The 13965-nt window shown below is 33.9% G+C and carries 13 protein-coding genes; 6 read left to right on the top strand and 7 right to left on the bottom strand.

Annotated elements, in window-relative coordinates:
• Window positions 1-70: 70 nt before the first annotated feature.
• Together ggt and LNP81_RS22715 are read right to left on the bottom strand one after the other, a co-directional pair.
• Window positions 71-1753, bottom strand: coding sequence for a gamma-glutamyltransferase (gene ggt / locus LNP81_RS22720; RefSeq protein ID WP_230039564.1), 1683 nt, complete (start codon window positions 1751-1753; stop codon window positions 71-73).
• Between the two features lie 39 nt (window positions 1754-1792).
• Window positions 1793-2377 (bottom strand): acyl carrier protein phosphodiesterase, encoded by a 585-nt coding sequence (locus LNP81_RS22715; protein ID WP_230039563.1) that lies wholly within the window; start codon window positions 2375-2377, stop codon window positions 1793-1795.
• Window positions 2378-2974: 597 nt separating this feature from the next.
• Between LNP81_RS22715 and glmM the strand changes: the two genes are divergently transcribed.
• On the top strand, window positions 2975-4363 hold the full coding sequence (gene glmM / locus LNP81_RS22710; RefSeq protein ID WP_230039562.1) for a phosphoglucosamine mutase: 1389 nt from the start codon (window positions 2975-2977) through the stop codon (window positions 4361-4363).
• Window positions 4364-4578: 215 nt separating this feature from the next.
• Here the strand turns inward: glmM and LNP81_RS22705 are convergent, their stop codons facing one another.
• The gene (locus tag LNP81_RS22705; protein WP_230039561.1) at window positions 4579-6060 is read right to left on the bottom strand and encodes a glycosyl hydrolase; all 1482 of its coding nucleotides are present in this window, start codon (window positions 6058-6060) and stop codon (window positions 4579-4581) included.
• A gap of 221 nt (window positions 6061-6281) precedes the next feature.
• The gene (locus tag LNP81_RS22700) at window positions 6282-7154 is read right to left on the bottom strand and encodes a lysophospholipid acyltransferase family protein (RefSeq protein WP_230039560.1); all 873 of its coding nucleotides are present in this window, start codon (window positions 7152-7154) and stop codon (window positions 6282-6284) included.
• A 112-nt stretch (window positions 7155-7266) separates the two neighbouring features.
• Here LNP81_RS22700 and LNP81_RS22695 point away from each other — a divergent pair, with 112 nt between their 5' ends.
• From LNP81_RS22695 to LNP81_RS22685, 3 genes are all read left to right on the top strand, one after another.
• Window positions 7267-7914 carry a rhomboid family intramembrane serine protease gene (locus tag LNP81_RS22695; protein WP_230039559.1) on the top strand — a complete coding sequence of 216 codons (648 nt, stop codon included), beginning with the start codon at window positions 7267-7269 and terminating at the stop codon, window positions 7912-7914.
• Window positions 7915-7967: 53 nt separating this feature from the next.
• On the top strand, window positions 7968-8657 hold the full coding sequence (locus tag LNP81_RS22690; protein WP_230039558.1) for an SIMPL domain-containing protein: 690 nt from the start codon (window positions 7968-7970) through the stop codon (window positions 8655-8657).
• A 173-nt stretch (window positions 8658-8830) separates the two neighbouring features.
• Entirely contained in the window at window positions 8831-9811 is a 981-nt protein-coding gene (locus tag LNP81_RS22685) for a YheT family hydrolase (protein WP_230039557.1), read from the top strand.
• A 19-nt stretch (window positions 9812-9830) separates the two neighbouring features.
• Here LNP81_RS22685 and LNP81_RS22680 read toward each other — a convergent pair whose 3' ends face one another.
• Window positions 9831-10313 (bottom strand): hypothetical protein, encoded by a 483-nt coding sequence (locus tag LNP81_RS22680; protein ID WP_230039556.1) that lies wholly within the window; start codon window positions 10311-10313, stop codon window positions 9831-9833.
• A 116-nt stretch (window positions 10314-10429) separates the two neighbouring features.
• The gene (locus LNP81_RS22675) at window positions 10430-10732 is read right to left on the bottom strand and encodes a helix-turn-helix domain-containing protein (protein WP_230039555.1); all 303 of its coding nucleotides are present in this window, start codon (window positions 10730-10732) and stop codon (window positions 10430-10432) included.
• A gap of 72 nt (window positions 10733-10804) precedes the next feature.
• Here LNP81_RS22675 and LNP81_RS22670 point away from each other — a divergent pair, with 72 nt between their 5' ends.
• Together LNP81_RS22670 and LNP81_RS22665 are read left to right on the top strand one after the other, a co-directional pair.
• A complete protein-coding gene (locus LNP81_RS22670; protein ID WP_230039554.1) occupies window positions 10805-11212 on the top strand; it encodes an aldose epimerase family protein in 408 nt (135 codons plus the stop codon).
• Between the two features lie 191 nt (window positions 11213-11403).
• A complete protein-coding gene (locus LNP81_RS22665) occupies window positions 11404-12324 on the top strand; it encodes a glycoside hydrolase family 16 protein (protein ID WP_230039553.1) in 921 nt (306 codons plus the stop codon).
• A 164-nt stretch (window positions 12325-12488) separates the two neighbouring features.
• On the opposite strand, the gene LNP81_RS22660 is transcribed toward LNP81_RS22665, so the two are convergent.
• Window positions 12489-13880, bottom strand: a complete 1392-nt coding sequence (locus LNP81_RS22660) for an endo-1,4-beta-xylanase (protein WP_230039552.1) — start codon at window positions 13878-13880, stop codon at window positions 12489-12491.
• Window positions 13881-13965: the final 85 nt, after the last annotated feature.

The raw sequence follows: 13965 nt of genomic DNA, 5'->3' as shown, positions 1-13965 counted from the left end.
TTTGTAAAAGTTAGGTAAACTACAAATTTAGCTGATAATGTTTAATTTTAAATAGAAATCTGTAATTAAATTAAAAACCAACTGCTGTATCGTCTCCTCGGGAATCTGCGCCACCTTCGAGAGTGTTATTTGGTAAAACTAATATACAGTCTAATTTACCAATTACCGGAGTTGTTTTTTCGTTGATTAAATATCCTTTCGCTTTTAGTTTGTCGATAGTATTTTTGTCAAAAGCATTGGGCTCAAAAGTAATTAAGTCCGGTAACCATTGATGGTGAAAACGCGGCGCATTTACAGCATCCTGCATGCTTAAATTGTATTCGTAAACATTTAAAATAGCTTGTAATACACTTGTAATAATCGTTGATCCTCCCGGAGAACCTACAACCATAAACAATTTACCGTTTTTCTCGACAATTGTTGGAGTCATGGAACTAAGCATTCTTTTTTGTGGTGCGATGCTGTTCGCTTCATTTCCTACCAGACCAAACATATTTGGAGAACCCGGTTTGGCGCTGAAATCGTCCATTTCATTATTCAAAAAGAAACCCAATTCATCACAATAATATTTAGATCCGTAACCATCGTTAAGTGTTGTGGTGGCAGCAACGGCATTTCCTTGTGCATCAACAATCGAATAATGAGTAGTTTCGGTACTTTCATTAAAATTTACTTTTCCTTCTTTTATTTCTGATGATAAACTGGCTTTGTTTGTATCAAAAGATGACATTCTGCCTTTTAAATAAGAATCAGATAATAACCCGTTAATGGGAATTTTTACAAAATCAGGATCTCCCAAAAACTGACTTCTGTCGGCGTAAGCTCTTCTTTCAGCTTCAACAATTACCTGAATCGATTCTTCAGAGTTATGTCCCATTTTGGCTAAATCATAAGGAGCAATCATTTTCATGATTTGCGCCAGACAGATTCCGCCGCTGCTTGGAGGTGACATCGAAGTTATTTTTAAATCTTTGTAATTAAATTGTAATGGCTTTCTCCATTTGGCCTCGTATTTCTCTAAATCTTTCAGCGTTATAATTCCGCCTTTTTTCTGAAGATAATTCACTAAGATTTTAGCCGTTTCGCCTTTATAGAATTCGTTTCTTCCGTTTTTTGCAATGCGTTTTAAAGTATTGGCAAGAGCCGGATATTTTATGGTATCATTTTCTTTAAAATTACCCGCTAATAATGTATTAGGACCATTTATTTTTACAATCGCATCATGATAATCCTGCAGTCTTTTTTCTTGTTTTTTGGTTACAACAACACCTCTTTCTGCCAACGCAATTACAGGTTTTAGAATTTCAGACATGGTCATAGAACCTAATTTTTTATGAACCGCAAAAACTCCTGCAATAGTTCCTGGAACACCAATGGCAAGAGCAGTTTCGGTACTTTTACCTTTTATAACATTTCCGTCTTTATCCAGAAACATGTCTTTTGTTGCTGCCAAAGGCGCTTTTTCGCGATAATCTAAAGATCCCACTTCGCCGTTTGCTTTTCTGTAAACCATAAATCCGCCACCACCTAAATTTCCTGCGTAAGGGTATGCAACTGCCAATGCTAATTCGGTGGCAACCATAGCGTCAAATGCATTTCCGCCTTTTTGAATAATTTCCGCACCCACTTTAGAGGCTTCCTGGCGCGCCGAAACCACCATAGCTTTTGTGGCTACTAATCCGGTTGGTTTTGCAGTTTGTTGGGCAAAACTACATATAGAAATAAAGCTGAATAAAAAGACTATTTTTTTCATAAAAAGAATCGTGTTTTGTTTTATAGAATCGGGTTGATTTTATAAGGAAAGTAATTTTTGTTTTGAATGCGCTTTTATATCTTCAAAAAAGAGGGTGAATTCCTGTTCGAATTCGGTATAAAATTCTACTAGTTCTGCACTTGCAAACTGCATCTTTGATAGGTTCTTAGACCTTCGGTCCATTTGAGTCAGGATATTATGAATTCCTTCTACGGTTTGATAACTCAAAAGCCAGTTTCTTTCGATCATATAAGGCATTAGACCTTGTGTTTTTTCGGTAAGGATATCATAGTTTTCATGTAATGATTGGTAGAATCGATTAATGAAATCTTCCAGTTTTTCATCTGAATATTTTTTCCAGTTTTTGGCTAAAAAATGGTCGTAAACAATATCAACAATAACGCCGGCATAATGATGGTATTTTTCATGTAAACGTTTGGTGCTTTGTCTGAAAACATCGTGAGAATCTGTGTAAGTGTCTATCGAGCGATGCAAAATAATACCTTTTTGAACTTCATCAGGAAAATGTTCAAATTGTTTCCCGCGAATTCCATCGGCCATAAAGTTGCCAATTTTAATTAAATCATTGTCTCCGGACAAATAAATGTGGGCTAGGAAATTCATTTTTTTGAAGGTTCTAAGGTTCTAAGTGGCTAAGATTCTAAGTTTTTTTGCAAATTTGTTTTTACAGGCACTAAGATTCTAAGGCGTTAAAGATTCTAAGTTATTTTAGTAAAAGTATGAAAACTTTTTTAGATCCTTTTATAATAAGACTTCACAACATAAACTTAACATTTTAGTTTATTTTTAAAATCTTAGTAGCTTTTTTAAAAAAACCTTAGCAACTTAGCATCTCAGCAACTTAGAACCTTTTTTTTAAATCTTAGTAGCTTTTTTAAAAAACCTTAGCAACTTAGCATCTCAGCAACTTAGAACCTTTTTTTTTAATCTTAGCAGCTTTTTAAAAAACCTTAGCAACTTAGCATCTCAGCAACTTAGAACCTTTTTTTGAAATCTTAGTAGCTTTTTTAAAAAACCTTAGCAACTTAGCATCTCAGCAACTTAGAACCTTTTTTTGAAATCTTAGTAGCTTTTTTAAAAAACCTTAGCAACTTAGCATCTCAGCAACTTAGAACCTTTTTTTAAAATTCTTAGCCACTTAGTCATTAAGAACCTTAGTAACTTTTCTATATTTGTAATTGGTAACCATAACTCATAAAAATGACTTTAATAAAATCGATATCAGGAATAAGAGGAACAATTGGTGGAAAAGTAGGAGATAACCTGACTCCTGTTGATGCTGTAAAATTTGCATCGGCATACGGTACTTTTCTTAAAAACAATACTTCAAAAGAAAAATTGACGGTTGTGATTGGTCGCGACGCCAGAATTTCAGGGCCAATGATTCACAATCTGGTTGTAAATACTTTAATAGGTTTAGGTATTAATGTAATAGATCTTGGACTTTCGACTACGCCTACAGTAGAAGTGGCTGTTCCTTTAGAAAAAGCAGATGGTGGAATTATTCTGACAGCTTCTCATAATCCAAAACAATGGAATGCCTTAAAATTATTGAATTCAAAAGGAGAATTTTTAAGCGGAGAAGAAGGCGCTAAAATTCTTGAAATTGCCGAGGCTGAAGCTTTCGATTTCTCGGATGTGGACAGTTTAGGCGAAATCACGGTAAATGATGCTTATATGGATATTCATATCGACGAGGTGCTGAATTTGCCTTTAGTTGATGTTGAAGCGGTAAAAGCGGCAAAATTTAAAGTAGTGGTTGATGGCGTAAATTCATCAGGAGGAATTATTATTCCCAAATTATTAGAATTAATGGGCGTTGAAGTAGTAAAATTATACTGCGAACCAAACGGACATTTCCCTCATAATCCGGAACCTTTAAAAGAACATTTAACGGATATTTCTGAATTGGTAGTAAAAGAAAAAGCGGATCTGGGAGTTGTAGTTGATCCGGACGTAGATCGTTTGGCTTTTATTTGCGAAGACGGAGAAATGTTTGGAGAAGAATATACATTAGTGGCTTGCGCCGATTATGTTTTGAGTAAAACTCCGGGAAATACAGTTTCAAATATGTCATCATCACGTGCTTTGCGTGACGTAACTGTAGCTCATGACGGAAAATATGAAGCCAGCGCAGTTGGAGAAGTAAACGTAGTAGCATTAATGAAGAAAAACAATGCTATTATTGGTGGTGAAGGTAACGGTGGAATTATTTACCCAGAATCTCATTACGGACGCGATAGTTTGGTAGGAGTGGCGTTGTTCCTGACTCATTTGGCCAACAAAAAAATATCAGTTTCGGCATTGCGTGCTTCATATCCTGAATATTATATGAGTAAAAACAAAATCGAATTAACACCACAAATTGATGTTGATGCGATTTTAGTAGCCATGACAGAAAAATATAAAAACGAAGATATCACAACGATTGATGGTGTAAAAATTGATTTTGCTACAGAATGGGTTCATTTAAGAAAATCAAATACAGAACCAATCATCAGAATCTATACTGAAGCTCCTTCGCAGGAAAAAGCAGATGTTTTGGCTCTTCGAATTATAGATGAAATAAAAGCTATTGCGGGAATTTAAATACCTGAAATGGGGAGATTTAACCGCAAAATGCACAAAGGTTTTTTATATTTAATCTCGCAAAGCCACAAAGCCGCAAAGAAAAATAAACTTTGCGGCTTTGCGAGGAATAAGTTAGCGTTCCTTGCGTAAAACCTTTGCGAACCTTGAGGTTAGAATGATCAGTTATTAAAAGAAAACCTCTTTCATTTATTTTGAAAGAGGTTTTTCTTTTTTTAGTTTTTAATAATCTTAATAGATTTTTTAACTGAGCCATAAACTGCATTTATAATATAAACTCCTCTCGATAATTTATCTCCAATTTTAATATCTTCATTCGTAAAATAATCGTCTGAAGCATAACAGATACTTCCTTTCATATCTACTATTTTTAAAGATAAAGGCTCTGTAATCGATGATTTTATATGAAGTATCGATTGTGTTTTTATTGGATTTGGATATACTTTAAAAGAATCTTTTTCGAATGCAGGATCGTTAACACCCAGACTTGCCAGAGAGACATCAATATAATTAAAATTCATATTGTTTGATTTGAATTTAATTTTCAGATAAACTTCTCCTTTAGGCAAGGCAATACCGTTTACAATTTTGTTTGTATAAGTTTGCAAACCACCAGTTGCATCAAATGTTTCATCTGTTTTAATCACGACATCATTTACTAAAACATCAAATTTACCCTGATTTGTAGAGGCTACTCTAAAAGAAAAATTATAGTTTCCGGCCTGATCAGTATTTAGCATAAATTCATTCCAATCGCCCTGGTCGATAGCGCTTACATTTTGACCAGTTCCGGAATCTGTAGTATTTTGCAGGCTCGTTCCTTTTCTACGGTAATGTTTATTGGCGGTTATTCTGCCTGGAACGTTCATTTTTTTTGAGGTGTAAGTGGCATTTACATATTCGGTTCCTATTGGTCTTAGAACACCATTTTCAGGTGCTAATAAAGGACCTTCGGCCATGTCTAACCAATCTGCAGGAACTCTTCCGGTAAACCATGAATAGCGATAAATGTCCGGATCGTTTTCAAAATTGGTTATAATTTCTTTCATAAATGCCGTTTTTTGAGCTGCAGTCTGAACCACTCTGTTGGCAAATTCAGTTACCCAAATGGGGCGGTTGTATTTTTTAAGAAGTCCTGTTACGCCAATTACATCACCAGAGGTTCTGTCGTAAGTATGAAAGGCAATGTAATCGACTTTGCAAGTTGGGCATAAAAGAAAAAACTGATCGTGCCACGCAGTTGGACTGCTATATCCTCCGTAACTATTATTTGGGTCATTAAAAGCCGGGGATGCACTTACTATTTCCAGATTTTTTGCAGCAGCTATTTTTTCAATATTCTTCCAGAAATTTACAGCATCTTGCGGAGTCATTCGCGCGCCATCATTAAAATTAGGCTCATTAAAAGCGAGCAAATATTTGGCACCCGGCTTTATTCGGTCAATAAAAGCCTGAACATTGTTATCGCTGACCTGATTCCATGCCATGGGTACATATTCGAGCCCAATAGAAGTATAATTGGCGTTTGTATCCTTTTCGGGCAAAGAACCCCAGTTGTACCACCACGAAACTCCTGGTTTCAGGGCAAGTAAATCAGCTGTAGAATGGTCTTTGTAAGCTATTCCGCGTTTAGGGCTTTGAGCGTGAGTGAGGATTGAAAAACAGAGTAGGAGTAAGAAAGATATTTTTTTTATCATAGTTTGATAATTTAGATTTGGGAAAATTTTATCAATATCAAATATATGCCGTTTATCTCGTTTATTATTTTGATCCTGCGATAAAAAAATATTACAAAAACCCATCAAAAACATGCTGTAGATATTTGAGATAAATGAATTTCTTGTTTTTGATAGTATTCAAAAAAAAATCCAAAAAAGTATTGACTACCTTTTTGGATTTTAATGTTTAGATCAGGTTATTACTCAACCCTATGTTTCCATCTTTTATGTGTCCATAAATAATATTCAGGAGCTTCATAAATTTGTTTTTCTACTTCTCTTAAATACTTTTCTGTTATTTCAAAATTTTCGTATTCTTTAGGATCATCTGCTATAGGCACAATTGTCGCCTCATAATAACCACGTCCTACTTTTTGTACTTTTACAAAAATCACACTCAAATCATATTTTTTAGCCAGCATTTCTGCTCCTGTATGAACCGGAACTTCGATTCCCATGAATTTCATCGAATGAAAAATTCGATCAAGTTTTGGCGATTGGTCACTTGCCAATCCGTAAAGACTTAGAATTCCATCACGTTGGTTTTGTGCCATTAGCGGAATTGTTTTTCTAGTTTCTACTAATTCAGCATCGTATTTAGAGCGTATTTTTCGAATTAATTTATCAAAATAAGGATTGGCAATTTTTTTGTAAACCCCAATTCCTCTAAATTTAATTCTCTTATTAATGGTCAAAAGCCATTCCCAACTTGCATAATGAGAAGCGACCAAAACAACACTTTTTCCTTTATCTTCGTATGAACGAAGCACTTCGATATTCGTGATTTTAAATCTTTTCTCCATTTCTTCCGGAGTAATACTCATCGTTTTTATCATTTCCAGAAACATATCACACATATGCTGATAGAACTTTCTTTCTATCTTTTTTCGTTCTTCTTTGCTTAAGTGTGGTAAGGTAAGTGCGAGATTTTCGCTAACGACTTTTCTTCGGTATCTAATGATATGATATACCATAAAGTAAATACAATCTGATAGCCAGTAGAATATTCGAAAAGGGAGTATAGAGATAAGCCATAGTAAAGGATAGGCTAATATATAAACAAGAAATTGCATGTAATATTTTTTTACAAATATAAAGTAAAAATGAATAACCAGTGATATTTTGCCCTGACACTAACATATGTTTAAGAATGACTATATTTACCATTCACATTAAATATTATTTATGAATACCGTTAATACCATTTTGATTGGGATTATAGTTGCCAATGTTTTAATTAGTTACAAAGGTTTTAATGATCTTGCTTTTTTTAGAAAATACGAATTTCATGTAGGAAGCATTCGTTCCGGAGAACAAATCAGAATGCTTTCATCTGGTTTTTTGCATGTAGATATGATGCATTTAATATTTAACATGCTAACATTATGGTTTTTTGCACCCGTTGTAATACATTGGTTAGGAAGTATTTCGTTCGCTTTAATCTATTTTGGTAGTTTAATTTTTGGAAGTTTATTAACAATGCTGTTTCATAAAAACGATTATAGTTATCGTGCCGTTGGAGCATCAGGTGCAGTAACAGGAATTTTGTATTCGGCGATATTATTACAGCCGGATATGATGTTAGGAATTTTCTTTGTTATACCAATGCCGGCTTATTTATTTGGAATTTTATATTTATTGTATTCAATTTACGGAATGCGCGCCAAAAATGATAATATTGGACACACGGCACACTTTGGAGGTGCTATAGGCGGTTATTTGATAACTTTGGTAAAAGAACCTTCATTAATTGTAGATCATAGCTTGATGGTTATTCTATTAGCCATTCCTATTTTTATACTTTTTGTTATGGCAAAATTAGGGAAGCTCTAAATATTGGCACAACTTTTGAAATTCGATTACCAAACAATTTAAATATAACAAAAATGAAGAAAGTAGTATTATTTTTAACAATCATGTTTATGACTATGTCTTACGCTCAAGAAACCAAACAAATTCCTCAAATCAACGTAAATGGGGAAGGCAAAGTAAAAGTAGCACCTGATCAGGTTTGTATTTCAGCAACTGTTGAAACAAAAGGGAATAATGCTAAAGATGTCAAAAAGCAAAATGACGAAAAAATCGATGCAGTTTTAAAGTTCATCAAAAAATCGAACGTTCCTGCAGCTGATTTCAAAACAAAACAAGTAGCTCTTAATCCGCAATACGATTACGAGAAAAAGAAAACAAGTTACAATGCTACTCAAACCATAGAAATTGTATTAAAAGATTTATCTAAATACGATGAATTGATGGAAGGTCTGGTTCAGCAAGGTATTAATCGTATAGACAGAGTTTCTTTTGAAACTTCTAAATTAGCTCAAATTGAAACAGAAGCTAGAAAATTGGCTATAAAAGATGCTAAATTAAAAGCAGAAGATTACGTTTCGGTTTTAGGACAAAAAGTGGGTAAAGCTTATACAATCTCAGATAATACTCAGGTTTACCGTCCACAACCAATGTATGCTGCTATGAAATCTGTAGCTATGGATTCAGCTGGTGCATCAAACGAAACTTTGGCAATTGGAGAAATAGAAGTTGTTGCAAATGTTAGCGTGAGTTTTATTTTAGATTAAGAAAAATATAAATTTCAATTTTAAAAATCCAAATTCCAATTCTAAAATTGGGATTTGGATTTTTTTTTTGTCTTTTGAGTGATAATTTATAAATATGAAAATAAACAAATAGTTTTAAAGTATGTGTTGATTCATTTCATAGATTTGTAGTAAGCGCCAAAACAAATTTTACCATGCCGATAATTGAACAATCAGAATATAATTTTCCTTCTATTATCCAACGCAACAGGCATGTGTCTACTATTTATGCTGCTTTGTTTAAACGGTTTGATGCTCCGGGATACACAAGGGAAAAAATTGAATTGAATGATGGAGATTTTATCAATATCGATTTTATTATAAATGATCCTAAAAAAGCGGTGATTTTATGTCATGGCTTAGAAGGTGATTCGCGCAGAACCTACAATAATAGTTGCGCCACTTATTTTCAGCACAAAGATTTTTCGGTTTTTGCATGGAACAACCGTACCTGCGGAGGTGAAATGAATCGATTGCCCAGACTGTATCATCACGGCGCGGTAGATGATCTTGATGAGGTAGTTCAGTTTGTTTTACAAAAAGGATTCGAAGATGTTTATTTGATTGGATATTCAATGGGAGGTGTTCAGTTGTTAAATTATTTGGGATGGAGAGAAATCGATGAGCGCATAAAGGCTGCAGTATCGATCTCAGTGCCAACGCATATTGCAACAAGTGCAGCGATCCTCAAACAAGGCTTTAACAGGGTTTATTTAAAGAATTTTACCATTGACATTAAAAAAAAGCTGAAATACAAAGCCGCACAATTTCCCGATTTTATAAATAGTGATCAGATTGATAAAATAACTTCTTTTGATGAAGTCGATCATTATTTTACAGCGCCGTTGCACGGCTTTGCAAGTCGTGATGATTATTATCAGCGTGTTTCTCCAGAATTTTCCCTTAAAAATATTACTACTCCGGTTCTCATTATTAATTCTCTTGACGATCCTTTTTTAGGCGAAAGATGTTATCCAAGGGCTATAGCAAAAGATAGCGAATTTGTGTATCTGGAAACACCAAAATATGGAGGACACTGTGCTTTTCCGTTACGTAATTCCACCTATTCATATGCAGAGATGAGAGCTTATGAATTTTTTGAATCCTGTAAGCAAATCAAGGTTTTCAAGGCATAATGATGAACTTTGCCATAAATTATTCTTTTTTATTCTCGAGCTGAACATTAAATTTACCCCAAAAAGGATTATCTGCCATTAGCGAATGTCCAATTACTAAAATGTGATTTCCTTTTTGTTTAAGTGGAATTTCTACATCCATTCCAAAAGGGCCATCTGAACTTTTATCCGGAAAAATAATTTGATTGAAACGGATGTTTCCTTTACCCGTAGACGGAATAATCGTTGCTTTTAATTGTCCTGGATCTTCATTTTTAAATTTTACATATATTTTTGAATGAATAGAATCCATAAGAGCTTCTGCTGTAAACAGTCCTTTTTCATTTTTAAAGTTCATAAATATAGTATCACCTATTTGTTTATTCTCTTCTTTTTGTTTGTTCTCTTCCTTTTCTTTCTTCACAGAAATGGTATCCGAGATCGCAACAGAATTATTCTTGTTTTCTTTTTGTTGACATGAAAAAAAGAAAATCAGGATCAAGAGCATTAAAATATTTTTCATAACAGTAATTTTAGTAAAACACTCAAATTTACTTCTTTTTGATAATTATATGTTACATAATAATCAGCCGATTTTAGAGAATTCAGATATGATTTTATTTATTCATCGCAATATATTCAGAAGGAGTCATCGAAAAAATGTTTTTGAAAGTTTCGACCAAAACTTGTTTGCGATTTATACCCCACTTTTTCGGCAATTTCATACATTTTAAAATTTTCGTTCAAAAGGAGTTCTGCTGCTCTTTTCAAGCGTACAATATTGATGAGTTCATTCGGGCTTAAGTTTGAAATATCTTTGATTTTTCGGTATAAAGTCGAACGGCTCATGTTCATGATTTCTGCCAGAGATTCAACACTTAAATCAGAATCGGTACTATTTTTTAAAATCTCTTCGTCCAGTTTTTTTGAGGAACTTTTCATCGGTTTTATTGTGTGCAATACTTTTAATATGCGAAAGGGGCGAACTCGCATAATAATTCATAAAAAGTGAATTTGTTTTGGATAGAAAACAAAGGAATCAAAGCGGCTTTTACCAATTATGGAGGAAGATTAATGGGACTTTGGGTGGCTGATAAAAACGGAAAACCAACCGATGTTGTTGTTGGAATGAACAGCGCAACAGGCTTTAAAAATGCGATAGAACCTTATTTTGGAGCAACTATTGGAGAGCGAATTGAAACCAAAGACGAGCAGCTAAAATTCGGAAAAGGATACGATCATAATTACGTTCTTAACGGAACAAAGAAAAACGGATTGAATCATGCTTCAATAATTTCCGGAGACAAATCAGGCATTATAATGCAATTTTTTCAATTTTATGATTTTCAGGATATTTTGCACGTAAATACATCATTTATGGCATGTTTTGCATCAAATGGGTTACTTTTTGGTTGTGTATAAACTTATTTTTATTAAAAATAATTTACTGTTTTATACTGTATTAGTTATTGTGATTGATGGTTTTTTGAATAGTAGTTTTTAGAATAGAATTAGACATTCAACAGCATTTTTGCAGTATAAAATCAGGCAGAATTAGTAATAGAAATACGCATTAATACTTTACTACAATTATAAATTTAACCACAAAAATTATGAAAAAATTGAATCTTTTATCATTAACGCTAAGCTGTGCGTTAGGATTTGCATCCTGTTCGGATAATGTAACTCCGGCTAAAGAAAACCAATTGACAACTGCAAATTCAAAAAGCAATACAAGCAAAGTAGCTGCTGCACCCTGGGTGAAACAATTTGAAGACACATTTGATGTAGGATCAAATCTCTCGCAATGGACAAAAGAACAACGAGCGGATTATAATTCCTGGTATTGCGATTATTCCAGTTCAGTGCCTACTACACAATGGAGGGACGGAAAACAATGTTTAGAAATCAAGACGACAAAACTCAGCACTTACAAGTATCAATCTGGTTTTATTACTTCTAATTATCAGTACAAACCAGAAAATAACACGGAGTATATGCTTTCGGCTAATATTAAATTAGTAGCGATGGACGGAGGAACTTACAAATCTTTTAAAGATACTTATGGCGCATGGCCGGCTTTTTGGTCGGTGCAGGGTAATGGCTGGCCAACAAAAGGGGAAATTGATATTATGGAAGGATATTCTTTTGCGCCGGGTTCAAGTCGTTTTACATCGAATATTTTTTACGGAACTTCTGTTGGAGCCAACTTATTAGGAAATTCTGCAGAGAGAAATTATCCGGCTAATTTTAATGTAGACGGAAATAACGGATGGCATTTGTATGAGTCTTTTTGGAAAATGAAAGACAACGTAGTTACTGTAACCATAAAAGTTGATAATGTAACTGTTGCAACCTATACAAATAGTAGTGTGTCTAATCTTAATTTAAATAATTTTGGGCAGCATTCTGTTATTTTTAATGTGAATGTGGGATCGAAAGATTCGAATTTTATAGATCCTAATAAACTCAATTTATTTACAACTGTAATGATGTGGGTTGATGATGTGACAGTTTACAAAAGACCTATTTAAGTCTATTTAAGTCTATTTAATATAAATACGAATTACACTAATTATCACTAATTCGTTTGTGAAATTAAATTTCACAAACCAGATTAATCTTCCTTAAAATTAGTGACAATTCTTGTAATTCGTGTTTAATTTTTGTGCCAAATGTACTTAGGCTACTTTAAAATTTAATCTAAACCTTCAAGAAATCCGGTATGCGAACTTTTGATAGCAAAATTGGAATCGTACAATAAAGGCCAGTCATCTCCCGGGTGGTTAAGTTCTGTACTAAACGGAATCCAGGATTCATTATCTTTCATTCCCCAAACGGTCAAAGCATATTTGCTTGCTGCAGGAAGCGCATTGTAGATTTTTACGATCTCTTTGTATTTTTCTTTTTGAGCCAGTCTTCTTTCGTTGGTAAAAGTCGTAATGTCATTAGACTGATTTACTTGTATGTCTAATTCCGAAACATGAATTTTCAGGCCTTTTGCTACCGCTTTGTTAAGATCAGTTTCTATTTGTGCTTTTGTCGGGCTTAAATAGGTATTATGCATTTGAAAACCAACGCCATCAATAAGATTACTCGCTTTTAAATCATCTACAATACTAAAAACTTTATCTTGTTTTGGGATATTAGTTGAGGTTGCATAATCATTATAAAACAACAATAATTTGGTATCGCCTGCTGCAATAGCTGCATTTTTAGCCCATTGAAAACAATCTTTTACATAATTGGCTCCCATTCGCTGAAGAAAAATTGTATTTCTCATGGCACCGCCGTTGTCATCTACAGCTTCATTAACCACATCCCAGGATTTTACTTTTCCGGCATAATGAGTCACAACATCTGTAATGTATTTTTTAACTTCTGCTGCAAATTCAGCATCAGTTCCGGAATAATTCTTCAACCACGTTGGTACTGAATTATGCCATACCAAAGCATGACCGTGAACATTGATTGCATTGGCATTTCCGTAAGCAACAATTTTATCCGCTACAGTCCAGTTGTAAACGCCGCTTGCTGTAGAAATCTGATCCATTTTCATTTCATATTCGGCAGAAATACTGCTAAATTCATTTTTCAAAATAACATCATAAGGACTTCCGTTGGTTAATTGCGAAGCTTTTATCGCCATACCTATAAAAAACGGATTGGCTAGTTTATTTGCTTTTACTTTTAAAAATGTAGGATCTTCAGGAATGTTGCTGGAACCTGTAGTTACAACACTAATAACATTTGAATAACCTGAAGTTTCGGTTTCTGTTTTGGCTCGAACTCTGTAATAATATTGAGTTCCACCTGTTAAACCAACCACAACTTCGTTTAAATCCGTAACTGGTTTTGATTGATAATTGGGAACAAAAGTCGTAAAGTTTTCGTTTGTTGAAACATCCAAAAGATAGCTTTTTGAGTTCGAAACGTAATTCCATTTGGCTTTAAAACCATGATCGTTTACGTCTTTTGGCGCGTTTGCAACGGGCGTTTCTAAAGCCGCAACAGCTTCGTTGTCGTCTTTAGAGCAGGCATTTAGAAAAAAGAAAAAGCTGGCCAGCACTAGTAAAAATTTAATTTTCATACTGTTTTTTTATTTTAGAATATCCTTTTTGTTAAGGTGACTATTCTTGTTTTATAATTTCTGTTTTATAAAGAGGCTGTTTTTT

The sequence above is a fragment of the Flavobacterium piscisymbiosum genome, from assembly GCF_020905295.1.
Classification (GTDB): domain Bacteria; phylum Bacteroidota; class Bacteroidia; order Flavobacteriales; family Flavobacteriaceae; genus Flavobacterium; species Flavobacterium piscisymbiosum.
Note: the sequence above shows the minus strand (reverse complement) of the source record. Positions and strands in the feature narration are given on the sequence as shown.

Excerpts from the sequence above, each read along its gene's own strand:
- ggt (WP_230039564.1), bottom strand. The coding sequence starts at position 1,753 with ATGAAAAAAATAGTCTTTTTATTCAGCTTTATTTCTATATGTAGTTTT.
- LNP81_RS22715 (WP_230039563.1), bottom strand. The coding sequence starts at position 2,377 with ATGAATTTCCTAGCCCACATTTATTTGTCCGGAGACAATGATTTAATT.
- glmM (WP_230039562.1), top strand. The coding sequence starts at position 2,975 with ATGACTTTAATAAAATCGATATCAGGAATAAGAGGAACAATTGGTGGA.
- LNP81_RS22705 (WP_230039561.1), bottom strand. The coding sequence starts at position 6,060 with ATGATAAAAAAAATATCTTTCTTACTCCTACTCTGTTTTTCAATCCTC.
- LNP81_RS22700 (WP_230039560.1), bottom strand. The coding sequence starts at position 7,154 with ATGCAATTTCTTGTTTATATATTAGCCTATCCTTTACTATGGCTTATC.
- LNP81_RS22695 (WP_230039559.1), top strand. The coding sequence starts at position 7,267 with ATGAATACCGTTAATACCATTTTGATTGGGATTATAGTTGCCAATGTT.
- LNP81_RS22690 (WP_230039558.1), top strand. The coding sequence starts at position 7,968 with ATGAAGAAAGTAGTATTATTTTTAACAATCATGTTTATGACTATGTCT.
- LNP81_RS22685 (WP_230039557.1), top strand. The coding sequence starts at position 8,831 with ATGCCGATAATTGAACAATCAGAATATAATTTTCCTTCTATTATCCAA.
- LNP81_RS22680 (WP_230039556.1), bottom strand. The coding sequence starts at position 10,313 with ATGAAAAATATTTTAATGCTCTTGATCCTGATTTTCTTTTTTTCATGT.
- LNP81_RS22675 (WP_230039555.1), bottom strand. The coding sequence starts at position 10,732 with ATGAAAAGTTCCTCAAAAAAACTGGACGAAGAGATTTTAAAAAATAGT.
- LNP81_RS22665 (WP_230039553.1), top strand. The coding sequence starts at position 11,404 with ATGAAAAAATTGAATCTTTTATCATTAACGCTAAGCTGTGCGTTAGGA.
- LNP81_RS22660 (WP_230039552.1), bottom strand. The coding sequence starts at position 13,880 with ATGAAAATTAAATTTTTACTAGTGCTGGCCAGCTTTTTCTTTTTTCTA.